Source organism: Microbacterium nymphoidis, from assembly GCF_021044885.1.
Lineage (GTDB): Bacteria > Actinomycetota > Actinomycetes > Actinomycetales > Microbacteriaceae > Microbacterium > Microbacterium nymphoidis.
Map to the genome: position 1 here is coordinate 1 of NZ_JAJNOD010000008.1, position 26,486 is coordinate 26,486.

Here is a 26,486-nt window from a genome sequence, read left to right on the forward strand (position 1 = left end):
CGCTCTTCCGATGTGGGTGGGCACCTTGGTGCCCACCCCTCAACTCATGCACCGGACATGGGTGTGCCGACGACATCGACCGGGATAGGGTCGATTGCGTCAGCTCGGAGGAGGCATCATGTCCACACCATCACAGCCCGATGACCAGGCCACGAACGCCGGTGCAGCAGCATCCTGGCCGAAGGCGCCGCAGCCTTCGGCGCCTTCGCCGCAGTATGGCTCTGCCCAGCAGTACGGCTCCGCACCACAGCAGCATGACCCTGCCCAGCAGTACGGCTCCGCCCAGCAGTACAGCTCCGCACCACAGCAGCATGACCCTGCCCAGCAGTACGGCTCCGCCCAGCAGTACAGCTCCGCACCACAGCAGCATGACCCTGCCCAGCAGTACGGCTCCGCGCAGCAGTACGGCCCCGCCCAGCAGTACGGCTCTGCGCCACAGCAGCACTATGGGGCGATGGATGCGTCGGGGACTGCACCGGCCGCCGCAGCGGATCCGGTGAAGAGGCGAGCAACCGTCGGGATCATCCTCGGTGCCAGCACGGTCGTCCTGGGCCTGGTGCTGTACGTCCTCCAGACGGTCCTGCTGCGCGTGCTCATCCAGAATGGGAACTATGAGGCGTACGGTGTCGTCACCGCCGCGATCAGCTGGCTCAGCGTCCTGGCGATGGGGGCTTTGGGAGTGATCGCTCTCATCCTCGGTCTCAGCGCCGCCAAGAGTGGACAGCACCAGGTGCGCTCAGGAATCGCGATCGGTTTCGGAGCGCTGGCCTCCGCCGGAGCCGTCATCACATTGATCGAGTTCCTGCTCAACTTCGCACTGGCAGGGTTCTGATCCTTCCCCGGATCAACGTCTGATCCGAGCCCGGATCTACACCTGAACTGGCTCAGCCGTCGATCAAGGTCTGCCCCGGCCACCGCCTTGCCGGCCACCGGGTCAACGGCTGACCCGCAGGCGGCCACGGCTGCCCAGGCGCCCGTCAACGTCTGCCCACGCCCCAATTAACGGCTATCCAGCCCCCGATCAACGGCTGATCCCGTCCTCGATCACCATCCGAGTGAGGACGGGATCACCCACTCCGCAGCCTCGCTCCGAATCAGGTGGATGCGGGCCGCGGAGAACCGGCGGCCCTAACAGCGTCCACGAGTTCCCGCCACGGTCCCGACAGGTTGGCGTCGGAAACCACCTGCTCATGCTGATCATCATGAAGCTGCACGCGGATACGCCAGACGAAGCGATCTGCGCCCCGCTGCGTGCTGCTCTCGTTTCCCCAGGGGCAGCGCTCGATGAGAAGGGCCCAGTTCGGTGATTCCGCCGGAGGCGGCGCAACCGTCCACGTCCGCGGAGCGCCGGTGATTCCGCCGCTGCGCACCACGGTGATCAGAAGACCAGTCGCCCCGTCCTCACCAGTGACGGACTCGGGGTCCTCACTCCGACGCCCGACCATTGCCCGACCTCACATTCACGCCCACCGTCGTCCACGCCGTGCGGAGAGCCTGCGCCACCGAACGGTCGACCGTGCCGGCTTCGGCGAGTGTGGCCTCGGCGAACTCCGAGAAGGTGGCGTTCGTCCGCAGCCCGCGGGAAAGCGCGCGATACCAGACACCTCCGGCCGTCTCCCAGGCTTTACCCCCGAGCTCTCGCGCGAACAGCGCGAATGCCCGGTTCGGTATGCCGGAATTGATGTGCACTCCGCCATTGTCCTCTGATGTGCGCACGAAAGCGCTCATGTCAGCCGGTTGCGGATCGGCACCCAGGTCCGGATCGTCATAGGCGGTGCCGGGATGCAGCATCGACCGCAGCGCGACGCCCTTCACCGATGGCGTGAAGATCCCCGCGCCGATGAGCCAGGTGGCCTCGTGCGCCGTCTGATCAAGCGAATGCTGTTCGGTCAGAGCCCCGAAGACGTCGGCGATCGACTCGTTCAACGCGCCCGACTCTCCCTGATACTCGAGCTCGCCGGCATGCTGGATGACCCCGTGCCCCAGTTCGTGTCCGATGACGCTGAGGGATGCGGTGAAGCCCCGGAACACCTGCCCGTCTCCGTCGCCGAACACCATGCGCTCACCGTCCCAGAACGCGTTGTCGTACTCGGATCCGTAGTGCACCGTGGCATCCAGGCGTGAGCCGAGGCCGTCGATCGAGTTCCGGTCGAACGCTTCGAGGAGCATCTGGAAGGTGCTCCCCAGCCCGTCGTACGCCTGGTTCACGGCGACGTCGGCAACGGGGGCGTCACCTTCGCTCCGTACCAGCACCCCGGGCAGGGTCTCGGCCCCCTGCGCATCTCGGATGGTGCGGTCCGGCGCTGATTCCACGGATGCCACGAGCGATCCGTTCTCGTCGATCGAGAGCTCCAGCTGCGCCCGCCGCTCGGCCGGCGCTCGGCCGACAAGTGTCTGACGTGCTGCCCGCGCGGCGTGCGGGAATCGGTCCGATTGTGCAAGCCGGTCGAGCAGATAGGAAGGCACGATCCCCTGGTGACGCCCCGCGCACGCCCTTCGATCAGCGTTGTTCAGGTTCAGCATGTCGTCCTCCGCTCGCTGTGGTGACCTGACCATACGCCGGGGTTCCGACAGCGGGAGGAGGGTTGTGCACAGCGACGGAACACATCACCGTGCGCGAGCCGAATCCGGTTTCGCGAATGCGGCACCGCTCGGCTGCGCGAGCACGTGCCGGTGGATGCGACGAGCAGCGCCCAGCCGCCACACGGCGCGGGGCGGGCTCCGATGGAACCCGCCCCGCGTACACGTCTGCCGGTGTCAGCCCTTGAGGAGCTGGCGCCCGACGATCTCGCGCATGATCTCGTTCGTGCCGCCGTAGATGCGGTGCACACGGGCATCGACGAACGCGCGCGCGATCGGATACTCCATGATGTAGCCGTAGCCTCCGTGCAGCTGAACGCCCTGGTCCAGGACCTCCCACTCACGCTCGGTGGCGTAGAACTTGACCTTCGCGGCTTCCTCCGGGGTGAGCTTCTGCTCGCCGTACAGCAGGATCGCGCGATCGACGTAGGCCCACAACGCGTCCACCGTGGTGGCCATGTCGGCGAGGCGGAAGTAGGTGTTCTGGAAGGCGATGACCGGCTGACCGAACGCCTCCCGGCTCTTCGTGTAGTCCACCGTCCACAGCAGACCGGCCTCGGCAGCTGCGGCCGCCGCGACACCGATCGACAGGCGCTCCAGCGGAAGGTTGCGCATCAGCTGCACGAATCCGTGGCCCTCCGCACCGCCGATGAGGTTGGCGTCGGGGACGAACACGTCCGTGAAGCTCAGCTCAGCAGTGTCGTGACCCTGGAAGCCCATCTTGTGCAGCTTCTTGCCGTGATCGAAGCCCTCCATGCCGTTCTCAATGAGAACGAGGCTGAACGCGTCGGGGCGATTGCCCTCGCCGGTCTTGACGAAGGTCACGACGACATCGGCCGTTGCACCGGAGGAGATGAAGGTCTTCGCGCCGTTGACGATGTAGCCGCCGTCGACCTTCTTCGCCGTGGTCTTGATGCCGCGCAGGTCTGATCCAGCGCCCGGCTCCGTCATCGCCAGGGCGCCGATGATCTCACCCGTCGCCATACCCGGCAGCCACTTCTGCTGCTGCTCGGGGGTGCCGAAGTGAGCCAGATACGGAACCGCCAGGTCGTCCTGGATGCCGAAGGCACCGGCCAGCGAGCCCAGGCCCGCCTTGATCGTCTCCTCGTTCACGATCGCGCGGAAACGGTAGTCGAACAGCATGCCGGCACCGCCGAACTCGTCCGGCACGGAGAGTCCGATGATTCCCGCTTCTCCCGCAGCGAGCATCGTCGCGCGGTCCACCTGACCGTCGGCGTCCCACTTCTCGCGCGCCTCGTTGGTGCCGTAGCGCTTGATGAACTCCTTGACGACGTCGCGGAACGACTCGTGATCCTCGTCATAGATGTTGCGGTCCATCGGGCTCCCTTTCTGACTCCTCGGTGCGATCGACAGCGATCACCCGATTCGCGAGTCTAGGCGAGATTCCGCACCGAAAACAGGGTTTGGTGGGATTCCGTTCCAGATTTCGGGGAACTCGGTTCCAAGCTTGTGGAAAGTCTCCACACCGCTCGGCGAGGGTCGCGATCCGGGCTCAGGAGGTGTAATCGGGTGCCGCGGGCAGGCCGAAGAACTCCTCGAGCGTGTGGAATCCGCCGTCGTGATACGCCGCCGCCAGCTGGGGTCCGATGTAGCGCAGGTGCCACGGTTCGGCTTCGTAGCCGACGACGTCGTAAGCGCCCTCCTCATAGCGGACGATGAACCCGTAGCGCCAGGCGTTCTCGCTCACCCAGGCCGATGTCTCCGTGCCCCCGAAGGATTCGATCGAACCGCCCGGCAACTGCACATCGACCGTGGTTCCGAGCTGATGTTCGCTGAAGCCGGCACGTGCGCTGGTGCGTTCCGCGGACTGCCCTTCAGCGGCGAGCTGACGATCGTGGTTGCCCACCTGATACGAGTAGGAGCGGTAGCCACTGTTCGCCACGATGTCCGACATCCCCGCCGCAGACGCGTCAGCGACCATGGCGACGAATGCGTCGGCCGAGTTCTGGCGCATTAGCTGCCCGCCGGAGACGGACACGAGGTCGCCCGGCTCCCATTCGAGGGGCTGGATCGGGCGGAGCTTGTCGACGACCACCCAGGCGCGAGACGGATCGTCCAGCGAGAAGCACGGCGCAGCCCCGTTGGCGATGGCCTCTCGCACGGCGCTCCCGCCGCCGGCCGCCGTGATGGCCGCCTCATCGGCGGCGGAGGCCAGAGCATCCGCGACGCCCGGACGATCGCACACCCCGGCGGATGCCACGGGGTTAGCGACAGCGAACTCGGGCACCGGAAGCGATGCCACACCCTGCGGCCGCGGCAGCACCCCGGAGGTGAGATCCGCGCCGATCGGTGCATCGCCGCCCGCGGGGTTCGCGTCGTCGAACGTCTCAGCGACCGGCTGTGACAGAGCGGCCTGACCCGTCACACCGATGCCCACACAGACGACTGCCAGCGCGACGACCCCTGCGGCCAGGAGGACCGAACGTCGCCGCGCTTCCCGCGCGCGATGGCGCGCGATCGGCGAGAGCATCTGCATCACTCCAGTATGTGCACAGGTGCCGACGTTTTCGCACCTTTCCACACCATCGGATCCCTGAGAGGATCCTCATCCGTCCGCAGGGAGGCGTCAGCGGGCCGGCACCGCGAAGAACTGCTGCAGGGAGCTGTACCCACCGTCGTGGACAGCCCGGGCGATCTCGGTCCCGACATATCGCAGATGCGCCTCACGGCCCGTCATCGTCGTGATCCAGCCGTACTGCCAGGCGTTCTGCGTCAGCCAGGCTCCTTGGCTCGTCGTCGCGATATCCGCACCCGCGCCACAGTCACCGCTGGTGCACGCGACCACGTCGACGGCGAGGCCGGTGCGGTGCTCGGCGGCGCCGGGATCCGCGGCGCCGGACTGATCCGTGTAGCCAGCCGTCAGCGCGATGTCACCGCCACCGGCGGCATCCAGCGCCCGATGCAGATGATCGAGGGACTCCGCGGCCTCGGCGCGCAGGCGGGTCCCGGCGATCGATGGCGTCTCGGGGACCACGAGGTCGGACGGCGACCACCCGGACGGCACCGGCCGCGCTGCATCGGCAATCACCCAGATGCGGGCGGGGTCAGCCAGATCGATGCAGTCCGCGCGCGCGGAGACGACGGCCGCACGCAGGGCTGCGCCTCCACCGGCCGCAAGGACCATTCCACCGTCGTCGTCGGCGGCGCTGGCCTCACGCATGGTGGGCAGATCGCAGATCTGCCGTGCTGCCACAACCGAGCGCACCTGCGGTACGGGGAGCGCGGATACCGGGTCCGGCCAGGGCTGCGTGATCACGGACGGCTCGGCCGCGGCATCCGCACCGCCGGCTGCCGCAGCCACGGCGGTGGCGATGAGTGCGGAGCCACCGATGGCCATGGCGAGGAGCACGGCGCCCCGCCGCGCAGCCATTCGTCGCGATGGGCGCGACCGACGTGACGATGAGTGCTGCATGAGAATTCCATCATCTCGTGGGCTTCGGACATTCCCAGAATCGGACGCACCGTCATCGGGGTGGGAGGATCAGAAGATGGGAATGCAGCGCGCCATCACCTACGACCGGACCGGGGATCCCGGTGAACTTCACCTCTCCGAGGTCGCGGTGCCGTCGCCTGCGGCAGAACGCGCACTCCTGGAGGTCCATGCCGTCGGCATCAATCCGTACGATGTGAAAGTTCTCACGGGGCAAGCGCCCCGAGACACCCCCTTCCCGCGCGGGATCGGCAGCGATGTCGCCGGGATCGTCCGCGCCCTGGGGGACAACACGGGCGGGCTGCACGTCGGCGACGCGGTGATGGGCTGGGGGCTCAACACCCTCCGCGAGCAACTGGTCGTGCGCACGAGCAGCGTCACACTCATCCCCCCGGCACTCTCCCTCGACACCGCCGCGGCCCTCGTCACCCCGTCGATCGCCGCTACGGCATGCCTGCGGGCAGTCCCCCTGTCGGCAGGCGACATCGCCCTTGTGCCGGGCGCCAGCGGATCCGTCGGCTGGCTGATCGCCCAGCTCGCACTGCGCGCAGGCGCTCGTGTCATCGGCACCTCGGGCCCGGGCGCACGTGACCGGCTGGCGGCCGCCGGCATCACCCCGATCCCATACGGCGAGAGCTTCGCCGGCGCACTCAGCGACGCCCTGAACGGCGCCTCACTGACCGCCGTCCTCGGGGCCGCCGCGGGCGATGCGCTCCGCGCAGGCCTCGCGGCGGGAGCAGAGCCCGGCCACGTGGTGACGCTGGCGGGCGAGGATCTGGCGCAGGAGTTCGGCGTCATCTCCGCGGACACCACGCACCGCTCGATCGAGCAGGTCAGCATGGTCGCCGAGCTGGTTGCAGCCCGGGAGATCGAGTTCAGCGTGGCGGCCACCTATCCACTGGCGGATGCGCCCGCTGCCTTTGCCGCCGTCGCTTCGGGCCACGGCGGCAAAGTGGTTGTCCATCCACAGCAGTAATTCGTACACATTTTCGAATGTAGCTTGACATCTTCGTCGGACTTCTGTTCTATTGCCGTATGCGTTGGCAGGGACAGGAACTCGGAGTCGCGGATACGGCTGCTCTCCCGGGGATGGAGACGATGGATGGCCTGGTTCGCTCGGTGACGACACCCGAGTTCGCCGGCATCACCTTTCACGAGGTGCTGTGCAAATCCGCACTCAACCGGGTGCCGGTGCAGTCGCGGATGCTCTTCGAATGGACGGTGAACCCCTACCGCGGCTGCTCCCACGCCTGTGTCTACTGCTTTGCCCGGGGCACCCACACCTACCTGGATCTGGACGGCGGACGCGACTTCGACACCCAGGTCGTCGTCAAGGTCAACGTGGCGGAGGTCCTTCGCCGCGAGCTCTCCCGGGGATCCTGGCAGCACGGCCAGGTGAACCTCGGCACCAACACCGATCCGTATCAGCGCGCCGAAGGACGGTACGCACTCATGCCGGGCATCATCAACGCCCTGACCGAGAGCGGAACACCGTTCGCAGTGCTCACCAAGGGCACGCTTCTGCGGCGTGACATCCCTCTGCTGACCGAGGCGGCGGAGCATGTCGACATCGACATCGCCATGTCGATCGCCGTGTTCGACGATGCACTGCAGCAGTCCATCGAACCGGGAACACCCACAACCGCCGCCCGATTGGCGACAGTGCGCGCCGCGGCCGACGCGGGCTTCCGCGTGCGGGTCTTCCTGATGCCGATCCTCCCCCATCTCACCGACTCGATGGAGATGCTCGACGACGCACTGTCTCGCATTCGTGCCGCCGGGGCGAGCGAGGTGGTGTGGGGAGCGCTGCATCTTCGTGCTGGCGTCAAGCCCTGGTTCTTCGAGTGGCTGGAGCGCGAGCACCCCGAGCTCCTCTCGTCCTACCGCGGCCTGTTCCCGGGCGTCTCGACATACGCGCCCAAGGGGTACCGCCAGTGGCTCGCCAAGCGCATCCGCCCCTTGATCGCCGCGCATGGTCTCCGCGCTCGTGCCGACGAGGATTCTCCGGAAGCGCCCCGTCGCTCATCTCTCACCCCGGTGCGACTGGTGCAGCGGCCGCCTCAGCCCGCAATGCTGTTCTGAGACGGGATGCTCACCACCCCGAGAAACGGCGCTGCGCCACCCCTCACGGAGTGGCGCAGCGCAGGAGACGCAGGCGTTACGAGCCAGCAGCGGACGCTCGACTCAGGCGTCCTTGACGACCGAGATGTCCAGGTTGATCTTGATCTTGTCGGAGACCAGCCATCCACCGGACTCCAGAGCCACGTTCCAGGTGAGGCCCCACTCCTTGCGGCTGATGGCGAGGTCACCCTCGAAGCCGGCCCGCAGGGCACCGTTCTGGTCAGTGTGCACACCGCCCACCTCGACGTCGATCGACACCGGCTTCGTCACACCCTTGATGGTGAGGTCGCCGTGCAGCGTGAACTCCTCGTCATCCTTGACAGAGATGCCGGTCGAGTGGAACTCCATCGTGGGGAACTGCTCCGCATCGAAGAAGTCGGCCGAACGCAGGTGGTTGTCACGGTAGTCCTGGCGGGTGTCGATGCTGGCGGTCTGGATGACCACATCGACCTGCGCCTCGTTCTCGCCGGTCACGTTGATGGTGCCCGAGAAGTCGTCGAAGCGACCGCGGACCTTGGTGACCATGGCGTGGGTGGCGGCGAAACCGATGGCAGAGTGCGCGGCGTCGATGGTCCAGGTGCCGGCGATGGTGTCAAGTGCAGGAATTGTCATGTCAGGTGTCCCTCGTGTGGAAGATCAAGTGCGCGCGATCATCGCGTCAGTGGATGTGAACGAGGCTACGCGAACTTCTATTCCCGCGCATGCAGTTTTTCTGATTCTCTCCGCCCGTTCATCGGATTCACCCCGAGACGTCACAGGGCCGCCCCGGATCGGGGCAGCCCTGTGAGGTACGACGAACGGATGTCAGGCGGTGAGCTGCTCCAGCGTCATGCCGCCTGTGAGCTCGTCAAGGATGTCATCACCCGGACGAGCCTCCTCGAACGGCGCGGCGATCTCGGCGCGCTCCAGCAGTTCGGCGATGCGGCGCTTGCGCGCGCGGGTGATGAGTGTCACCACGCGCCCCGTGTTACCGGCGCGGCCCGTACGCCCGGAGCGGTGCAGGTAGGTCTTGTACTCGTCGGGGGCATCCGCCTGAATGACCAGATCGATGTCGTCCACGTGGATTCCACGGGCCGCCACGTCAGTGGCCACCAGCACGTTCGCCCGGCCGGACGACATCTTCTGCAGGTTTCGCGTTCGCTTGGCCTGGTTGAGGTCGCCGTGCAGCGCGACCGCGGAGATCCCCGCGTCCTCGAACTGCTCAGCGAGCATCTCGGCGTACGCGCGCGTACGCGTGAAGACGATGGTCTTGCCCTCTCGATCGACCAGCTCAGTGAGGATGTCGGCCTTGTCACGGTGCTCGATCACCAGGACGCGGTGCTCGATCGTTCCGGAGTTCTGGTCTTCGCCCGCCACCTCGTAGACGGCGGGATTCACGAGGAACTCGTTGACCAGGGCCTCCACCTCGGTGTCGAGAGTCGCCGAGAACATGAGCTTCTGGGCCCCGTCCGCGACCTGGCGCAGGATGCGCTGCACCGGCTCGAGGAAGCCCAGCTCGCACATGTGGTCGGCCTCATCCAGCACCGCCACCTGAACCTGCGACAGGTCCAGCTTGCCCTGGTTCACCAGGTCTTCGATGCGACCGGGCGTGCCGATGATGATGTCAACGCCCTTCTTCAGGGCGCCCACCTGGCGAGCCTGGGGAACACCACCGTAGATCTGCGTGGTGAACAGGCCGACCGAACGGGCGATCGGCTGGATGGTGCGGTCGATCTGCAGCGCGAGCTCACGCGTCGGAGCGAGGATCAGCGCCGAGGGTGCGCGACCGAACTCCCGCTTCACACCGGCCTTCGCACGCAGCACGGATTCCACGAGCGGGGCACCAAACGCGATGGTCTTGCCCGAACCAGTGCGCCCGCGCCCCAGGGTGTCGCGGCCCTCGAGAATCACGGGGATCGTGGCGGCCTGGATCGGGAACGGACGCTCCGCGCCGAGCTCACCGAGCACGCGCACGATGTTCTGCCCCAGCCCCAGGCTGTCGAACGTGACGTCTGCGACGTCGTCCGCCGTCACGGCTTCCGCGTTGAGACGCTCGCGAACGATGTCCTCGTTGTCCTGGAATGCCGCCTTCTTCGCGTCGGCGTTCCAGTCCGAGCGGTTGCCGGACGTGCGCTGCGGGCGGTCGTCGAAGGAACGACGCGGGCGGTCGTCGAACGACCGCGCGGGCCGCCCGTCGCGCTGCGGACGCTCGTCACGGAAGCGCGAGCCGCGATCCTCGCGCTGCGGACGCTCATCGCGGGCGAAACGTGAGCCCCGGTCATCGAACGATCGAACTGGACGGTGGTCGCGCGAAGAACGGTCTTCGAACCGCGGGGCACGTGCGTCACGATCGAAGCGAGACGCGCGATCGTCACGGGAGACGCGCTCGTCGCGGAAGCGCGAGCCGCGGTCGTCGAAGGAACGGGCGTCGCGGCCCGGGCGTGCAGCGCGGTCATCGAACGAACGCGACGGGCGGCCATCGCGAGAGAAGCGGTCACCAGAGCGGGCACCACGGTCATCACGGGAGAAGCCACGGTCATCACGGGAGAAGCCACGGTCATCACGGGAGAAACGGTCACCCGAACGAGCCTCACGGGAGAAACGGTCACCAGAGCGCGCACCACGATCATCGCGCGAGAAACGGTCACCCGAACGAGCCCCATGATCATCACGCGAGAAACGGTCACTGGAACGGGCACCACGATCATCGCGCGAGAAGCGCTCGTCACGGGCGTGGCGAGCAGAGCGATCGTCCGAACGTCCGGCGCGGTTGTCACCGCCGCGGTTGGCGCGGAAATCGTCATCGCGACGAACGCGGCCGCTGCCGGCGTAGTCGTCGCGCAGATCGCCGCGGGTGGTGCGATCATCGCGACCGGAGCTGATGCGGACGGCCTCGTCGCGACCGGCCTTCTCGGCGGAGCTCCACCGGCGCTTTCCGGCGTTCTCAGCGGGATCGGAGTAGCCGCGGTGGCCGCGACCGATGGTCTTGGCTCCCTTGGACGCCTTGGCGCGCTCGCCGTAGCGGGGGTCGAAGTTCTTCGGAGCGCGTCCGCCCTGTCGGGTGTTCTTGGGCATGCGTGATTGACCTGTTTCGTAAGTATCGCCAGCGAAGTGGGGCGCCAATTGAGACGCTCACCATCGGCCACCGAAGCTCACACAGATCCGTGCAGACGGGGGCACGGTGCTCGAAGCCGACATTCCAGGGTACCCGTACCTCCTGTGCAGCACCTGTGGTCTACGATCCTGCCGTCCACACGTGGTTCCTGCAGCCTGCGCGCGTAGGACCCGCAGGGTCGTCGCCCATCCCGTGCAGGGTCAACTGCCCAGGGGGCTGGGTCACTCACCAGGTCAAAGTCACCCGCGGGGAGCAGGGCCCGTTACCCGGGGGGGGTTGGCTCACTCACCACGCGCAGCATCACTCATTAAGCGCAGCGTCACCCACCACGCGCAGCGTCACCCACCACGCGCAGCGCCACCTCACCACACGCAGCGCCACCTCACCACGCGCAGCGCCACCCCACCACGTGCAGCGCCACCTCACCACGTGCAGCGCCACCCCACCACGTGCAGCGTCACCCCACCACGTGCAGCGTCACCCCACCACGTGCAGCGTCACCCCACCACGTGCAGCGTCACCCCACCACGTGCAGCGCCACCCCACCACGTGCAGCGTCACCCCACTACACGCAGCGTCACCCCACTACACGCAACATCACCCACCAAGCGCAACGTCACCCGCCGAGCGCAAGAGTGAATCGTGTCATGCACGGCACGCCTCGCGCGGTGCTCCCCTAACATGGGGCGGGTGAGCCTTGATCCCACCGGTACCCAGATCCACCTCAGCATCGAGCGCGACGGCCGCGTCGTGACGGCGGACATCGGACAGGTGGGAGCCGTGCTGCGCGGCGTCACCGTGGACGGCGTCGACCTCGTCGCCCGCTTCCCCGAGGGAACGCCCGCGCCGAGCTGCTCCGGAACGGTGCTGGTTCCGTGGCCGAACCGGATCCGTGACGGACGGTGGACGCACGAGGGCGCGGTGCAGCAGCTTGCCATCACCGAGCCGAAGCTCAGCAATGCGATCCACGGTCTGCTGCGCTACACGGCCTACGTCGTGAGCGAGTCGGATTCGTCCGTGACCCTGCGTGCCAATGTGGTGCCGCAGATCGGCTATCCGTTCCTGCTCGAGACCGCCGTCACCTACGCGCTCACCGCCGAGGGTGTCACGGTGACCCACGTGATCCGGAACTCGGGAGCCGAGAGCGCCCCGATCGCCATCGGAACCCACCCGTTCATCACCGTCGGAAACGCCCCGGCCGCCGAGCTCACGGTCACCTCCACCGGAGCCGAGCACATCGTCGTCGACGAGCGCCTGCTGCCGGTCGAGACTGCTCCCGTGACGGAGGAACTGGACCTCCGCTCGGGCCGCGTGCTCGCCGATCTGCACCTGGACACCGCATATGCCTCACTCGCCTTCGACGAGGACGGGCGTTCACGCCACCGCATCACCGATGCCGCCGGGAACTCCACCGTGCTGTGGCAGGACGAGCAGTTCGGCTACGTGCAGTTCTACACGGGTCGCGATTACCCCGGCCAGGACGTCGCCCTCGCCTGCGAGCCGATGACGGCGCCGGCCGACGCCTTCAACTCGGGCGAGGGCCTCATCTGGCTCGCTCCCGGCGAGACGTTCACGGGTTCCTGGGGCATCTCCTACGAGCCCGCCGTCTGATCCGCCGGGTGCCATGCGCACCCCACCGTGCGCGCGGATACTGGGATCACCATGACCGGACGTTCCACACCCCTCGCCGGAGGCCGCATCGACCTCGCCATCGACGTGGGCTTCGTCGCGCTGATGGTCGTGTGCGGCGCTCGGTACTTCACACGCCACACACTCGAGGGTGACGGTGTCATCGCTCTGATCCTCGCGATCGGTGCGACAGCGAGCTACGCGGTGGCCGTGATCGGCGGCGGAATCGGCCACGATGAACGATGGCGGCGCGGTGGAGTGCTCCTCGCCACGGCCCTCTGGGTGGGCCTCGCGGTCCTGGCGCCCTCGTTCGGCTGGTGCGCGTTCGCACTCTTCTTCGCGGTGCACCGGGTGCTCCAGGGCACGCGCGCACTCGTGCTGTCGACGATCATCGTGCTGGCCGTCAGCGCCGGGCTCTTCCTCATGTCCCGCGGCGACGATCTGGGCCTCGTGCTGGGCCCCCTCCTCGGGGGCATCGTGCTGTCTGCGGCATACGGCGCACTGGACCGCGCCCTCGCCGCACAGCGCTCCCTGAATGACGAGCTCCTCGCCGCACGCGATCAGCTCGCGGCATCGGAGCGGGAGGCCGGTGCGCTCTCGGAGCGGAATCGGGTCGCGGGCGAACTGCACGACACCGTGGTGCAGCGTACGGCCAGCGTTCTCCTGCTGCTGGAGTCGAGTCGCGACGGGTCGCCGGACGTCATCGAAGCGCGTGAGGGTCTGCGCGATGCACTGACGCAGACCCGCCGGGTCCTGCACGGGCTCGCAGCCCCGGCCGATGACCGTGAGCCGCTCGCGGCGACCCTCGCCCGGCTGGTGGACGACGCCCGGTCCGCAGACGCTGCCGGAGCCGAGTTCGCCGTGGTGGGTGTCCCGCGCGATGTCTCCGACACCACCGCGCACGCGCTCCAGCGCATCGTCCAGGAAGCACTCGTGAACGTGCGCAAACACGCTGCGGCGCAGCACGCGCGCGTCACGCTCACCTTCTTCCCCGAAGCGATCGGCGTCGACATCGCCGATGATGGAGCGGGCATCACCAGGACGACGGGCTCCGCAGACGGGGTGGGCCTGCGCGCGATGCGATGGCGCGCGGAGAGCCTGGGTGGATCTTTCACCGTCGGCCCCCTGGGCGAATCGGGAACCGTCGTCTCCGCCGTCATCCCCGATGCGGCTGTCGTGGAGGAGTCCTCATGATCCGGATCCTGCTGGTCGATGATCATCCCGTCCTGCGTCATGGCATGCGAGCCCTGCTCGGCACGCAGCCCGACCTCGCCGTGGTCGCCGAAACGGGTTCGGCCGCGGAGGCGATCACGCTGGCCGCGTCGGCTGATGTGGCACTCATCGATCTCGATCTCGGGGCCGACGTGCCCGGCGGCATCGACGCCGCGGCCGCCATCCGGCGCTCAGGGGCGCCCACACGTGTGCTGATCTTCACGGCGTACGACTCGGACGCCGACATCGTGCGCGCACTGGACGCCGGTGCGGTGGGCTACCTCGTCAAGGACAGCCGGCCCGACGAGCTGTTCCGCGCGATCCGATCGGCCGTGAGTGCGGATCCGGGCGTCGCGTCATCGCTCACCGCCTCGATGATCGAACGCGCTGCCGTCACCGACGAGACACTGACCGCGCGTGAGCTGGAGGTCCTCTCCCTCGCGGCAGCGGGTCTGTCCACGCGCGAACTCGCCGCCCGGTTGTTCGTGAGCGAGGCGACCGTCAAGACGCACCTGCACCATGCCTTCACCAAGCTGGGGGCGGAGAACCGGCAGGCAGCGATCGCGATCGCTGTGAAGCGGGGTCTGGTGCGCATCTGAGGTGGCGCTCAGCAAGCATCAACCGATCGGTTGATGTCGGGACCGGTGGGCGGTTCTTAGCGTGGGACATGTCCATCGCGGCTCGACCGCCACCACCTCTGGAGGATCCCTCATGGCTTCCCGTCTTGCACCACTCCGATCCGCGGTCATCGCCGCAGCCATCCTCGCTGCAGGGGCTGCCATCGCGCTCCCGGCCACCGCCTTCGCGGCCGCGCCTGCCGCACCTCACACCGTCACCGTCGATTCGCCGTCGGCCGTCCTGTCCGCCACCCCGTGGGAGACCACCGGCGCCGTCGACCAGGACGGCACCCCCGTCGCGCTGACCGACCCCGCCGTCGCCAACTTCGTCGGCTGGGCCTACTACGACGCCGACGGAACCTTCCGCATGTACAACCTCGACGACACCCCTAAGATGCACGGCGACTGGAGCATCGACCCCAACGGCGAAGCCCGCACCATCACCGCCAAAGACGACACCGGCGCCGCCCTCTTCACCCGCACCGTCCCCCTCGTCACCCTCACCACCGAAGAGTTCACCTACCGCGTCACCCCCGACGCGAACACCCCCGACGTCTACTACGACATCATCCACACCCCCACCGACCACCCCGAACCCACCACCACCACGCCGTCGTCGATCCTGGCCGCCACCCCGTGGGAGACCACCGGCGCCGTCGACCAGGACGGCACCCCCGTCGCGCTGACCGACCCCGCCGTCGCCAACTTCGTCGGCTGGGCCTACTACGACGCCGACGGAACCTTCCGCATGTACAACCTCGACGACACCCCTAAGATGCACGGCGACTGGAGCATCGACCCCAACGGCGAAGCCCGCACCATCACCGCCAAAGACGACACCGGCGCCGCCCTCTTCACCCGCACCGTCCCCCTCGTCACCCTCACCACCGAAGAATTCACCTACCGCGTCACCCCCGACGCGAACACCCCCGACGTCTACTACGACATCATCCACACCCCCACCGACCACCCCGAACCCACCACCGCGCCCGTTCCCACCGCACCCGTTCCCACGGCGACCGCGCCTGTCGAGGTGACCTCGGCATCGCCGAGCGCGACGACAGCTCCCGAACTCGCGGAGACCGGCTCGGCGATGCCCGTGGCGCTGATGGCCGTGGGTGTCGCGGCCGCGGCCGCAGGTGCGGGAGCACTGGTGGTGCGCCGCCGCCGCGCTCAGGGCTGAGTTCACAGATGGAAAACGCCGCTCCGAACAACATCGGAGCGGCGTTTTCCATCTCTCACTTACTTTTCGCCGCGGTTTCTCCGCTCGCGACGGGTGAGCGGGTGCTCATCGTCCGCCGCGGACTTCTGACCTTCGAGACGAATGCGCGCGACGTCGGCGGCGGGAAGGGTGTATCCCGCTTCCTCGTCAGTCGCCAGCGCATAGTCCCCCGTGGTCGCGACGGAGACAGCGCCAGTGCGCACCGGACCGCTCGGCCCGGCTTCGGTCTGCGCTCCCTCCCGCTTCGCGCGGCGGCGCTCCTTGGCCCCCTCGACGAGGTTGTACAGCGTCGGCAGCACCAGCAGCGTGAGGACGGTGGAGGACACCAGACCACCGATCACGACGATCGCGAGTGGCTGTGAGATGAACCCGCCGTGGCCCGTGATCCCCAGCGCCATCGGCGTGAGAGCGAAGATCGTGGCCAGCGCAGTCATCAGGATCGGCCGCAGACGCATCGACGAGCCCGTGAGCGTGGCGTCATGAGCGCTCAGCCCGCGCGTCCGGTACTGATTGACAAGATCCACGAGCACGATGGCGTTCGTCACCACGATGCCGATCAGCATCAGCACACCGATGAGCGAGGCCGCCCCCAGCGGCACGCCCGTGGCGAGCTGGAGCAGCACCGCGCCGGTGGCGGAGAAGGGCACCGAGATCAGCAGCAGCAGCGGCTGTCGCAGCGACTTGAACGTGGCCACCATCACGATGTAGACGATGAGGATGGCCGCCAGCATCGCCAGCCCCAGCTGCGAGAACGTGGTGGTCAGCTGCTCGGTCGCACCGCCGATCGAGTACGCCGCGCCCTCAGGCAGCGAGACGTCCTCCAGGGCCTTCGCGACAGCACCGCCCGCGGCGTTGAGGTCGTCCCCGGACGGCGTGACACTCACCGTCGCGGTCCGCTCGCCCCGCGCCGTGGTGATCGATGCCGGGCCATCGGCCTGGTCGACCGCCGCGAGCGTGGACAGCGCCACCGGACCCATCACGGTGGGAACGAGAGTGTTGCGCAGTTCCTCGATGGTCGCCGGCGGGTTCGCGGCCGCGACGTACACGGTCACGGTGCTGCCATCGATCTCGACGCTGCCGGCCTGCTGCGGGCGCATGAGGTTCGAGACGATGCCACCCACGGCCGCTTCGCTGAGTCCCGCGGCCGCTGCCTTGTCGCGATCGACGGTCACGGCGATGTACGGCATCGATGCGGCGAGGTCGCTGGTGACCTGGCCCACGCCGTCCACACCCTGCAAGCCCGCCACGACGGCGTCGGAGGCCTGCTGCAACGTGCCGGCATCGGGTGCCGTGATCTCCACCGTGATATCGGAGGAGCCGATGCCCTGCGAGGCCGTCATGGTGATCTCGCCGACATCGCTCAGTGCGTCCACGGCCTTCTGCACATCCGCGCGGACCTTCTCCTGGTCGGCGTCGGAGTCGGTCGTGATCGAGTAGGTCACACCACCCGAGCCACCGGAGAACGCATCACGCAACGCGGATCCGGACGATCCGATCGACACCTGCACGGTCTTGACGCCGGCGACGTCGATCACCGCCTGCTCCACCTTCTCCGCCGCAGCCTGCTGCACGTCGAGGCTGGATGCGGTGCCGACCTTCTGCGACATGGTGAAGGTGTTCTGACCCGAGTCGCCGAAGGTGGTGAACTTCATCAACGGCGCCAGGGCGAAGGTGCCGCCCATCACCAGGACCGCGACGATCAGAGTGACCGCGGAGTGCTTGAGCGTCCAGCTCAGGATCGGCAGATACGCCTTCTGCAGGCGCGACGGAGGCGCTGCGGGGTCCTCCGGGTCGATCGGAGCACCGTGCTCGTCCAGTACCGGCTTTCCCGGCTTCATGAACCAGTAGGCGAGCACCGGCACGATGGTCAGCGCCACGAACAGCGAGGAGAGCATCGCGATGGTGATGGTCATCGCGAACGGTCGGAAGATCTCGCCGATCATGTCCCCGACGAACGCGACCGGCAGAAAGACGGCGACGGTCGTGATGGTGGACGCGGTGATCGCGCCCGCCACCTCGCGCACCGCCAGCAGGATCGACTTCGCCCGGTCGGCGTCGCCCACGAAGTGCCGTTTGATGTTCTCGATCACCACGATGGAGTCATCGACCACGCGGCCGATGGCCATGGTGAGGGCGCCCAGGGTGAGGATATTCAGCGAGTAGCCGAACGCCTGGATCCCGATGAAGGTGACCAGCACGCTGGTGGGGATGGAGATCGCGGTCACCAGCGTGGAGCGGACGGAGAACAGGAAGAGGAGGATGATGAGCACGGCGAAGACGAGGCCGAGCAGGCCCTCCTGGGCCAGCGACTCGATGGACTGCGTGATGTAGGGCGCCTGATCGAAGATCACGGTGAACTTCGCGCCGCCGAGCTGCTGTTCCAGGTCCGCGAGCGCACCGTTCACGGCCTTCGAGACGTCGACGGTGTTGGCCGACGGGAGCTTGCTGATGGCGATGGTCAGTGCGTCCTGGCCGTCCACGCGGGACAGCGAGGTGACGGGGTCGGTGGCCTCCGCCACCGTGGCCACATCAGCGATGGTCTTGATGCCGGCGGCGATCTGCTCAGCCGAGGTGGGAACCAGCGGAAGGCCGGCGATGTCGTCGACAGATGTCAGCTTCGCCCCGGACTGGACGGTGAGGGTCTGCCCGTTCTCCGTGATGTCGCCGCCCGGGAAGAGGATGCCGTTCTGCTTGAGAGCGTCGGTGATCGCCTGCTGCGAGTATCCGGCCTGGGCCAGCAGGACGGGATCGGGTGTGATCGTCACCCGCTGTCCCGAACCGCCCACGATGGACGCAGAGGCCACACCGTCGAGGTGCTCGAGCTTGGGCACGGCGATCGTGCTCAGCTGATCCTGCAGCTTCGCCGCGTCCTGGCCGTCCGTGCCCACGGCAAGCTGGATGACCGGAAGGTCGTCGAAGGAGATGGACAGCACCTGCGGCTGCACACCGGTGGGCAGCTGCGACGAGATGCGGTTGACCGCCTGCTGCACCTTCTGCTCGGCGGTACCGAGGTCGGTGCCGTAGGCGAACGACAACTGGATCATCGACGCGTTGGTCGTGCTTGTCGCCGTGCTGGATTCGAGGCCGGGGACCGACTGCACGGCCGTCTCGATCGGAGTGGAGACGTCGGCGCTCACCACATCCGGCGATGCGCCCGGATAGGTGCTGGCCACGAGTAGCGCGGGCAGCTGAACCGACGGGAACAGCTCCTGCTTGAGGTTGACCAGCGCGAGCCCGCCGAAGACGGCTGCCACGATCGTGATCAGCGCGATGAGAGCGCGGTTGTACAGGCTGAGGACGGCGAGTTTCGACACGGACTCTCCCTGAGAGGGCCCTCGCCGTCAGCACGGAGGGGGCGATTATCGGGTCGCGCGAGCGCGCCGTGCCAGTATCCCATGGGGATCTTGCACGATTCCCAGTCGCGCCACAGCCTCAGAGCGCGCCGGTGAGCGCGAGTCCCGCCGCCGCGGCGCCCAGACTCAGCACGAAGGTGCCGATCGTGTTGCCGATGGCGGCGATCCAGCGTTTGGTGGCCAGCATGGACGCGGCCGCTGCACACACCGAGCTGAAGGTCGTGTACCCGCCGAGGAGTCCGGTGCCGAGTACCCAGCCGGCCTCGCTGGCGCCGAATGCCCCGGTGACGAGGCCCAGTGCGAACGATCCGGTGACGTTCACGAGCAGGATCCCCCAGGGGAAACGGTGACTCCAAGGCAGGGCGAGCACTTCGATCCCCCAGCGCAGCACCGCTCCGGCGCCGCCGGCGACGCCGATGAGGAGAAGAAGCAGCGGGCTCATGCCGCCCTCCCGCCCCGGCCGAGGCGAAGCCCGGCGAATGCGGCGATCACGCCCAGCACGACGGTGAGCACCGCGGTCCAGAACCACAGCGGGCTGGCCGCATGCACGGCCAGGGCGCTGTATGTGGTGAAGCCGCCGAGCAGTCCCGTGCCGAGGAGCAGGCGGACGCGACGATCGCGCTCGCTCGCGCCCCGGCGCAGCATCACGCCGGTGAGAAGGCCCAGAGCGAGCGCTCCGGCGACATTCACCACGAGCAGGCCCCACGTCTGCCACCAGGGGGCCGTGGGCAGCAGCAGAAGAGTGCGCAGCACCGTGCCGGCCGCCCCTCCGGCGAACACCAGTGCGGCATCCGTCCAGGAGAGTGCGGGGCGTGGCATGTCCCCACGGTACTTCCTCCCGTTTCATCGTGCGCACATGGACCCCTCAATGGCGATGGGGGGTCCCGTTGCGCACGATGAAACGTCAGGAGAGGTTGACGCGCACGTACTCGCGCAACGCGTCGCGCACGAAGGCCGCACCGGCCTCCCCGCCGTAGTTCGCAGCGAAGCGCGGATCGGCGACGTACATCTCCCCGAGTCCGAGAAGGTATCCCGCGAGGTTTCCTCCGTCGGCCGCCGGAGTTCCGGGAACCGAGCTGAGCCAGGCGACGTGGCGCGCGGCGAGGTCCTGGGCGACCGGGGATGCCGGGTCCGTGCCGGATTCGGCAGCCGCGGTCCAGTCACCGCCGAGCTGTGCGGTGCGGCGCTGCCAGTCGGCACGGTCCTCGGCCCTCATCCCCCGCCACCAGCGGTCGGAGCTCGCGTAAGCCTCCTTCCCCCAGCGCTCCTCCACCTCATCGCGATACTGCGTGTGGTCGAATCCGTCCAAGGCGTTCTCAGCCATCAGGGTCTTTCCTTCCTGTCGGGCATGGATCGTGGTCTGCACCGCCCGGATCTGCCGATCCAGTCGTTCGCGCTCCGCCTCGAGGAACTCCAGGTGCGCGCTGAGGGCACTGTGCTCGGGCACGTCGCGATCCAGCACGTCCGCGATCTGCGTCAGCCCGAGTCCGAGCTGACGCAGCAGCAGGATGCGCTGCAGGCGCACGAGGGCGTCCTCGTCGTAGTGCCGGTAGCCGTTCGCGGCGATCCGCGTCGGCGGGAGCAGTCCGATGTCGTCGTAGTGACGCAGCGTTCTGCTGGTGGTGCCGGCGAGCTTCGCCAGGTGCTGAATCGACCAGTCCATGCGTGTTTCTTCCTTCCGCATACGACCGTAAAAGCTTCCGTCGCGTCAATGTCAAGCGTCACTCGGCTGGGAATTCCCCGATCACGTTTCCACTCGCGATATATCGTGTTAGTGTTCCAACACGCGATATATCGCGAACAGATTCAAGGAGAACATCATGGCCGAGAAATGGCTCATCCAGCCGGGTCAGACGCGCGTGATCGACATCGCCGCCGAGCCCCGCATCAAGATCGGACTGGTCGGCGGGCAGGTCGATGTCGTGGCGCACGACGAACCCACGGTGCGCATCGAGGTGCACGATGTGACGGTCAAGGACCTGCGCATCGAGGTGACCGACGGTCTCATCGAGATCGATCACCCGCAGCTGCGCTGGGATAACTTCCTCGAGGTCTTCCGCAACTTCGGCGGCGGCGGACCGAAGTCGGAGGTCTCCGTGGCCGTGCCGCGGGACATCGCCCTCACGCTCGGCGTGGTCAGCGCCGGCGCGCTGGTCACCGGTCTCACGCGCGATGCCAAGATCAACACCGTGTCGGGTGACATGCTGGTGGACGGCCATGACGGCAACCTCACCGCCAACGCGGTATCCGGCGAGATCCAGGTGCGCGGACTGAACGGTGACTTCGGCGCCAACAGCGTCTCGGGCGATGTCGCCGTGACCGGCGAGCTGCGCAAGGTGCTCGTCGACACGGTGTCCGGAGACGTTTCGGTCGATGGTGAGGGTGAGCTCTACGCGGTCAACGCCAACACGGTCTCGGGCAATGTCACCGTCCGCCTGGATGAGGGACGCCCGGCCAACTTCATCACCCGCACCGTCAGCGGACGCGTGCAGATCGACGGCGTGCTGCGCTCGAAGTCCGGCCCATCGAACGTCACCGACACGGTCGGCGACCTCAGCGGCTCCTTCCTGGACCTCAACGTGAACACCGTCTCGGGCGACGTCACCGTACTGCGGCGGCGCATCGAGGCCTTCGAGGCCCCCGCCTCCGCGGACGAGGGATCCCACGCACGCCACGACATGCCCACCGGCGAGCCGTTCCGCGCCAGCGATGGCGAGGCGACCGCGCCCGGCGAGACCGCCGACACCGACGGCGAGGCCCGCTGATGTCCCCGGTCTTCTCCCACGGCGACCTCCGCCTGTACCTCCTGCGCCTGCTGGATGAGGAACCGCGTCACGGCTATGACCTGATCCAGGCGCTCACCGACCGGACCGGCGGCACCTACACCCCGAGTGCCGGCACCATCTACCCGCGCCTCGCGAAGCTCGAGGATGAGGGCCTGGTGACCAAGACCGTCGACGGACGCAAGACGGTGTACGCCATCACCGATGCCGGACGCGCCGAGGTCGCCGCCCGCGCCAACGATCTCGAAGACATCGAGTCCGGCCTGGCCGACTCGGTTCGCCTGATCGCCGATGGCGTCAGGGCGAGCGTCAAGGAAGCGATGCGAAGCCTGAACGCGGATCTCGCCGCGGCTGCCCGCATGGAACGCGAACAGGCGAAGACCGCGCCACCCGCGCCGGATTCCCGCGGCGAGAGCCGCCAGCAGTTGCAGCGCCTGGACGCCGTCGTCAACGAGTTCCGCGGCCGCGTCCGCGCGGAGACCCGCACATTCGTCGCCCGCGGCGGTGTGCTCGATTCCGCGGTGGTCGATCAGCTGGCGGCCGCGCTCGACGCCGCCGGTCGTGACATCACCCGCGCGCTGCATCGCTGACGGGCCGGAGCGCGCCCCGTCTCGCGGCACGGTCACTGACCGCGGACGCGAGGCGGGCGCCGCAGCCCGCGCCGATCTGCGCACTTCCGCGGGCCGACGTCCTCCGCGATGTCGCGCCGCGTGCCGGTCGGTTCACGCGCTCGCCGGTCACGCGCTCGCCGGACGAGGCCGGCGAGACGCACCGAAGCGGGATTCAGGCCTCCGGAACCAGAGGCTGATCGGCCGGCACGGGCTTCGCGTTGGGCACCACGAGGATGCTGCGGGCCTGCCGGTGGCTGAGGCGGGCGGCGACCGATCCGTTGAAGAACTCGCGCAGCGACTCACCGAGACCGGGCCGACGCGTGCCGACGACGATCAGCGAGGCGTCGAGGTCGTCCGCGAGGCCCGCGATAGCAAGAGCGGGGTCGCCGGAGAGCTGCCTCACCGTCCAGGTGACGTCGTGATCGACGAGCACGTTGGCGCATTCGAGCTCGACCGCCTCGGCATCGGCAGCCACCGCCGCGGAAGCGAGCTCGATGTTGGCGGTGGGCACCATGCCGGTCGGATCGTCGAACCCGAGATACCGGCCCACGTCCACAGTGACCACGACGAGAGGGACGCGGAAGAGCTCAGCGAATCGCGCGGCTTCCTTCACGACACGCGGCTGCTGCCCTGCCACCAGACCGACGACCACCGCGCCGCGCAATTCCGCATCGCTGCGCTCCCCGACGGGACGGTTCTCATTCATCGTTCCTCCTCCTTCCACCGGAAGGATGCCTCCGGCAGCGGTTCGGACGGTGCAACCGCCGGGGGCGGCGGCGCCGCGTGATATCCTGGATTTTACTCTTACCGGTCAAGCAACCGGTCCTGTGAAACCGTCGGACAGGCCAGATCTGTCCGCATCTGAACTCGTGAGGGGGTCTCGCATGGGGCGTGGCCGTCAGAAGGCGAAGCACACGAAGCTCGCCCGCGAACTGAAGTCGTTCAGCCCATCGGTGAACTACGCCGCGCTAGAGCGCGAGCTGGGTGCCGAGCACGACTCCGAGCCGGAGTACGTGGACAAGTGGGCGGACCAGTACGAAGACGAAGAGGAGGACGAACTCGAGAAGGCTTAGCCTTCCGTTCGTCCCTCGCCGAGTGGCGCTTGTGCTGAGCGTCCACTCGGCCTTTCGTGTTCCTGCCGCGCGTTGCGCGCCGCCCCATCTGTGGCACTGACGGCTCGGGCCTGAAGCGCAGCGCCGGGTGCAGGTGTCACCGGATCCGTCCGGTGCCCACGGATGCGCAACGCACCCGTCACGCATCCGGCGACGAGGAGCGTCCCGCCGCGCCAGGCGGGATTCAGTCCTCGGTGACCGGCGGCTTGTCCGACCAGGGGAACGCGATCCACCGGTCCGTGGTCTTCCACGTGTAATCGGGCTTGATCACCGAGGTCGGCTTGGTGAACAGCACGACGGAGCGCGCGTCCACGGCTAGCCGCTCGGCGGCGACGCCGTCGCCGTCCGCATCGACAGGGATGCCCTGCGTACGGATCATGCGCATGACCAGGTCGAGCGTCTTGCCCGAATCGGCGACGTCGTCGACGACCAGGACGCGCTTGCCCGGAAGCTCAGACGTGTCCATCAGGGGCGGAAGGATCACGGGTTCCACGAGGGTCTCCCCCACGCCGGTGTAGAACTCGACGTTGAGCGTACCCATGGCCTTGATACCCAGAGCGTAACCGAGCGCACCCGCCGGGAGCAGGCCGCCCCGAGCGATCGCGATGACTAGATCGGGCATCCATCCCGATGCCACCACGGTGCGGGCGAGGTCTCGCGCCGCCTCCCCGAATCCGTCCCACGTGAGGACTTCCAGTTCACGATCCGCCGCGACGTCGTCGAATGCCATAGATCAATCGTAGACGCCGCTCCGGTCAGCGGCCCAGTTCCGCCAGCCGCGCCGCGACGACGGCCCGGATCGCCTCCGGCGGCAGCGGGACGTCGAGGGCGAAGTGCAGCGAGCCCGTGGTCGACCCGATCACGCCGGGCAAGCCACCTCCGGCGAGCACCCGCGCCACCGTCTCGGATGAGTACGGATACACGCCGATGTGCTTGCGAGTGGACATGATGCTGATCACGCCTGCACCGTCGAGCGCCAGGGCTGGCATCGCGTACTTCAGCGTTTCCTCTGCGTCCGGTACCTGCTCGCGGGCGATGGCGTACGCGTCCCGGATGTACTCACGAACCGGAGCCGGCAGCGCCTCGACATAGTCACCCACTGTTCCCATGCGCCCATGCTCGCACGCCGGCGGGCGTTACGCTTCGATCATGGTCGCCGCTCGTCTGATCCGCCATCTCACCGGCCTCGATCCCAGCCGGGGGATCGTCTCCGGTCCCGGCGGGATCCACGCGTTCGAGGACGGAGTGCTGCGGCATTGGGATACCCGGGGTGACGTGCACGACCGCAACCTGGACGCACCGGGTGCCAGACTGCTCGCCGTCCACGGCGACACCGCCGTGCTCAGCGGCGGCGTCGACACGATCATCGCCCGTGCCGGAGCGGCGCCGGTCCACATTCCCGTGGGGGCGGATGCTGCCGTTGCGGTCGGCGATGGCTGGTTACTCACGGAACCTCGTGACCTCGATGAGACGGGGTGGTCGCAGTCCCACGCGATCATCTGGGTGGACGCGGCCGACCGGGTCCGGGCCGAGCACGCCGTGGACGTGTTCGGAGCCCGCCCGTCCGGCATCGCGCATCCCGCGGAGCGCGCGGCACTGATGGAGTTCCCGATGGGGCAAGACGGCACGCTCCTCGCAGCCGTTCGCGTGGTCTCGGACAACCTGGAGGTCACCGAACTTCTGCCCGCAGAGGATCCCGTCATCGGAGGCTTCTCCCCCGATGGCACCCGATTCCTGGTCCTTCCCTACCCGTCGGATCCGGAGACCGCGGCGATCGCCTCGTGGCCCTCGGGTGAGATCGTCGCGACGCTGAATGCGTCCGACCTCGAACTTCCGCAGGGCTTTGATCTCACCGGAGGCTACCTCGGCGCAGGTCACGTCCTGCTGCTGGCGACAGAGGCCTCTCCGGTGCTCGCAACAGCGGATCTGTCCGAGGCCGCCCCGATCGAGCTCCCCGGGTGGGAGGAGAGAGCGGGCGATGACGCGTGGATCTCACACGTGTTCCCCGTCGGCGACCACACGTTCGTGATCGGCGCCATGGAAGGGCGCGAGGCCCACGCCACACTGTGGCAGATCGACGGAGGGATCAGCCGCCGGGAACGGGCGGTAGTTCGATGATCTCGCCCACTCGCGTGTACCGGGGTCCGGCGAGACGCCCGATCGGGTGGACGCGGTCATACTGAATCCGGTCGCCGCCCCAGACGTCGTCGCGCACGTGCCAGCCGACGACCGTCCCCACCACGAAGCTCCCGCCCACTGCCGAGAACCGCATGATGCGATCGAGGCGGCACTCCATGGCGACCGGGACCTCGGCGAGCCGTGGCACCGCCACCGACACGCTCGGAGCGAGAGTGAGACCGAGGTGCTCGGCCTCGCCAACATCGGCGGTGAATCCTTCGGAGCTGGCGTGCACCTGCTCCAGCATCATGTCGTCGGCGATGTTCACGACGTACTCGCCGGTTGTCCGGATGTTGTGGAGCGTGTCCTTGTCACGCCGGGAACCGCCCACCGCACGCTGCTGGATGGTCACCCCGAGCATCGGCGGATCGACACTCACCCAGGTGAAGGCGCTGAAGGGCGCGAGGTTCACCGGGTCGGTCCCGGACGTGATCCAGGCGATGGGTCGCGGCATCACCGATCCCACGAGCATCCGATACCCGCCGCCGCGGGGAAGATCGGTCGCGTCGATGTACACGCAGGC

The 26,486-nt window shown here is 67.9% G+C and carries 26 protein-coding genes; 11 read left to right on the forward strand and 15 right to left on the reverse strand.

All coding sequences use genetic code 11. The features are described from left to right. Nucleotides 1-118: 118 nt before the first annotated feature. Nucleotides 119-832, forward strand: a complete 714-nt coding sequence (locus LQ566_RS16535; protein WP_231092884.1) for a hypothetical protein — start codon at nucleotides 119-121, stop codon at nucleotides 830-832. A 262-nt stretch (nucleotides 833-1,094) separates the two neighbouring features. On the opposite strand, the gene LQ566_RS17730 is transcribed toward LQ566_RS16535, so the two are convergent. From LQ566_RS17730 to LQ566_RS16555, 5 genes are all read right to left on the reverse strand, one after another. Continuing rightward, nucleotides 1,095-1,445, reverse strand: coding sequence for a protealysin inhibitor emfourin (locus LQ566_RS17730; protein WP_308071100.1), 351 nt, complete (start codon nucleotides 1,443-1,445; stop codon nucleotides 1,095-1,097). Next, a complete protein-coding gene (locus LQ566_RS16540) occupies nucleotides 1,426-2,523 on the reverse strand; it encodes a M4 family metallopeptidase (protein WP_269143300.1) in 1,098 nt (365 codons plus the stop codon). Before LQ566_RS16540 ends, LQ566_RS17730 begins: the two co-directional genes overlap by 20 nt. 234 nt (nucleotides 2,524-2,757) lie before the next feature. Beyond that, entirely contained in the window at nucleotides 2,758-3,918 is a 1,161-nt protein-coding gene (locus LQ566_RS16545; RefSeq protein ID WP_231092885.1) for an acyl-CoA dehydrogenase family protein, read from the reverse strand. A gap of 175 nt (nucleotides 3,919-4,093) precedes the next feature. Beyond that, complete coding sequence (locus LQ566_RS16550; RefSeq protein ID WP_231092886.1) at nucleotides 4,094-5,077, reverse strand: M15 family metallopeptidase; 984 nt, start codon at nucleotides 5,075-5,077, stop codon at nucleotides 4,094-4,096. 90 nt (nucleotides 5,078-5,167) lie between these two features. After that, nucleotides 5,168-5,971 (reverse strand): D-alanyl-D-alanine carboxypeptidase family protein, encoded by an 804-nt coding sequence (locus LQ566_RS16555; RefSeq protein ID WP_231092887.1) that lies wholly within the window; start codon nucleotides 5,969-5,971, stop codon nucleotides 5,168-5,170. Nucleotides 5,972-6,089: 118 nt separating this feature from the next. Here LQ566_RS16555 and LQ566_RS16560 point away from each other — a divergent pair, with 118 nt between their 5' ends. Together LQ566_RS16560 and LQ566_RS16565 are read left to right on the forward strand one after the other, a co-directional pair. After that, complete coding sequence (locus LQ566_RS16560; protein WP_231092888.1) at nucleotides 6,090-7,007, forward strand: alcohol dehydrogenase catalytic domain-containing protein; 918 nt, start codon at nucleotides 6,090-6,092, stop codon at nucleotides 7,005-7,007. A gap of 59 nt (nucleotides 7,008-7,066) precedes the next feature. After that, a complete protein-coding gene (locus tag LQ566_RS16565) occupies nucleotides 7,067-8,113 on the forward strand; it encodes an Rv2578c family radical SAM protein (RefSeq protein WP_231092889.1) in 1,047 nt (348 codons plus the stop codon). Nucleotides 8,114-8,215: 102 nt separating this feature from the next. On the opposite strand, the gene LQ566_RS16570 is transcribed toward LQ566_RS16565, so the two are convergent. Next, nucleotides 8,216-8,764, reverse strand: a complete 549-nt coding sequence (locus LQ566_RS16570) for a YceI family protein (protein WP_231092890.1) — start codon at nucleotides 8,762-8,764, stop codon at nucleotides 8,216-8,218. A 192-nt stretch (nucleotides 8,765-8,956) separates the two neighbouring features. Further along, on the reverse strand, nucleotides 8,957-11,206 hold the full coding sequence (locus tag LQ566_RS16575) for a DEAD/DEAH box helicase (protein ID WP_231092891.1): 2,250 nt from the start codon (nucleotides 11,204-11,206) through the stop codon (nucleotides 8,957-8,959). Between the two features lie 730 nt (nucleotides 11,207-11,936). Between LQ566_RS16575 and LQ566_RS16580 the strand changes: the two genes are divergently transcribed. The 4 genes from LQ566_RS16580 (at nucleotide 11,937) to LQ566_RS16595 (ending at nucleotide 15,887) form a co-directional block, all read left to right on the forward strand. After that, a complete protein-coding gene (locus tag LQ566_RS16580) occupies nucleotides 11,937-12,857 on the forward strand; it encodes an aldose 1-epimerase family protein (protein WP_231092892.1) in 921 nt (306 codons plus the stop codon). Between the two features lie 51 nt (nucleotides 12,858-12,908). Beyond that, nucleotides 12,909-14,069: a sensor histidine kinase gene (locus tag LQ566_RS16585; protein ID WP_231092893.1), complete on the forward strand. Its 1,161-nt coding sequence runs from the start codon at nucleotides 12,909-12,911 to the stop codon at nucleotides 14,067-14,069. Beyond that, entirely contained in the window at nucleotides 14,066-14,686 is a 621-nt protein-coding gene (locus LQ566_RS16590) for a response regulator (RefSeq protein ID WP_231092894.1), read from the forward strand. The genes LQ566_RS16585 and LQ566_RS16590 overlap by 4 nt, the downstream gene beginning before the upstream one ends. Before the next feature lie 112 nt (nucleotides 14,687-14,798). After that, the gene (locus LQ566_RS16595; protein ID WP_231092895.1) at nucleotides 14,799-15,887 is read left to right on the forward strand and encodes a DUF4822 domain-containing protein; all 1,089 of its coding nucleotides are present in this window, start codon (nucleotides 14,799-14,801) and stop codon (nucleotides 15,885-15,887) included. A 59-nt stretch (nucleotides 15,888-15,946) separates the two neighbouring features. Here the strand turns inward: LQ566_RS16595 and LQ566_RS16600 are convergent, their stop codons facing one another. The 4 genes from LQ566_RS16600 to LQ566_RS16615 form a co-directional block, all read right to left on the reverse strand. Next, the gene (locus LQ566_RS16600) at nucleotides 15,947-19,240 is read right to left on the reverse strand and encodes an efflux RND transporter permease subunit (protein WP_231092896.1); all 3,294 of its coding nucleotides are present in this window, start codon (nucleotides 19,238-19,240) and stop codon (nucleotides 15,947-15,949) included. Nucleotides 19,241-19,358: 118 nt separating this feature from the next. Continuing rightward, nucleotides 19,359-19,721 (reverse strand): fluoride efflux transporter FluC, encoded by a 363-nt coding sequence (locus LQ566_RS16605; protein WP_231092897.1) that lies wholly within the window; start codon nucleotides 19,719-19,721, stop codon nucleotides 19,359-19,361. Continuing rightward, complete coding sequence (locus LQ566_RS16610) at nucleotides 19,718-20,098, reverse strand: CrcB family protein (protein WP_231092898.1); 381 nt, start codon at nucleotides 20,096-20,098, stop codon at nucleotides 19,718-19,720. Before LQ566_RS16610 ends, LQ566_RS16605 begins: the two co-directional genes overlap by 4 nt. A gap of 85 nt (nucleotides 20,099-20,183) precedes the next feature. Next, nucleotides 20,184-20,942 carry a MerR family transcriptional regulator gene (locus LQ566_RS16615; protein ID WP_231092899.1) on the reverse strand — a complete coding sequence of 253 codons (759 nt, stop codon included), beginning with the start codon at nucleotides 20,940-20,942 and terminating at the stop codon, nucleotides 20,184-20,186. Between the two features lie 157 nt (nucleotides 20,943-21,099). On the opposite strand from LQ566_RS16615, the gene LQ566_RS16620 reads away from it, so the two are divergent. Then, nucleotides 21,100-22,044, forward strand: a complete 945-nt coding sequence (locus LQ566_RS16620) for a DUF4097 family beta strand repeat-containing protein (protein ID WP_269143302.1) — start codon at nucleotides 21,100-21,102, stop codon at nucleotides 22,042-22,044. Beyond that, entirely contained in the window at nucleotides 22,044-22,652 is a 609-nt protein-coding gene (locus LQ566_RS16625; RefSeq protein ID WP_231092900.1) for a helix-turn-helix transcriptional regulator, read from the forward strand. The genes LQ566_RS16620 and LQ566_RS16625 overlap by 1 nt, the downstream gene beginning before the upstream one ends. A gap of 193 nt (nucleotides 22,653-22,845) precedes the next feature. Here LQ566_RS16625 and LQ566_RS16630 read toward each other — a convergent pair whose 3' ends face one another. Next, nucleotides 22,846-23,379, reverse strand: a complete 534-nt coding sequence (locus LQ566_RS16630) for a universal stress protein (RefSeq protein WP_231092901.1) — start codon at nucleotides 23,377-23,379, stop codon at nucleotides 22,846-22,848. 178 nt (nucleotides 23,380-23,557) lie between these two features. Here LQ566_RS16630 and LQ566_RS16635 point away from each other — a divergent pair, with 178 nt between their 5' ends. Continuing rightward, entirely contained in the window at nucleotides 23,558-23,746 is a 189-nt protein-coding gene (locus tag LQ566_RS16635) for a DUF3073 domain-containing protein (protein ID WP_231092902.1), read from the forward strand. Nucleotides 23,747-23,969: 223 nt separating this feature from the next. On the opposite strand, the gene LQ566_RS16640 is transcribed toward LQ566_RS16635, so the two are convergent. Beyond that, nucleotides 23,970-24,515 carry a phosphoribosyltransferase gene (locus LQ566_RS16640; RefSeq protein ID WP_231092903.1) on the reverse strand — a complete coding sequence of 182 codons (546 nt, stop codon included), beginning with the start codon at nucleotides 24,513-24,515 and terminating at the stop codon, nucleotides 23,970-23,972. Between the two features lie 25 nt (nucleotides 24,516-24,540). Beyond that, the gene (locus tag LQ566_RS16645) at nucleotides 24,541-24,894 is read right to left on the reverse strand and encodes an iron chaperone (RefSeq protein ID WP_231092904.1); all 354 of its coding nucleotides are present in this window, start codon (nucleotides 24,892-24,894) and stop codon (nucleotides 24,541-24,543) included. Nucleotides 24,895-24,934: 40 nt separating this feature from the next. Between LQ566_RS16645 and LQ566_RS16650 the strand changes: the two genes are divergently transcribed. Beyond that, nucleotides 24,935-25,903, forward strand: coding sequence for a hypothetical protein (locus tag LQ566_RS16650; protein WP_231092905.1), 969 nt, complete (start codon nucleotides 24,935-24,937; stop codon nucleotides 25,901-25,903). On the opposite strand, the gene LQ566_RS16655 is transcribed toward LQ566_RS16650, so the two are convergent. Next, nucleotides 25,872-26,480, reverse strand: a complete 609-nt coding sequence (locus tag LQ566_RS16655; RefSeq protein ID WP_231092906.1) for a flavin reductase family protein — start codon at nucleotides 26,478-26,480, stop codon at nucleotides 25,872-25,874. The genes LQ566_RS16650 and LQ566_RS16655 overlap by 32 nt on opposite strands. Between the last annotated feature and the right edge of the window lie 6 nt (nucleotides 26,481-26,486).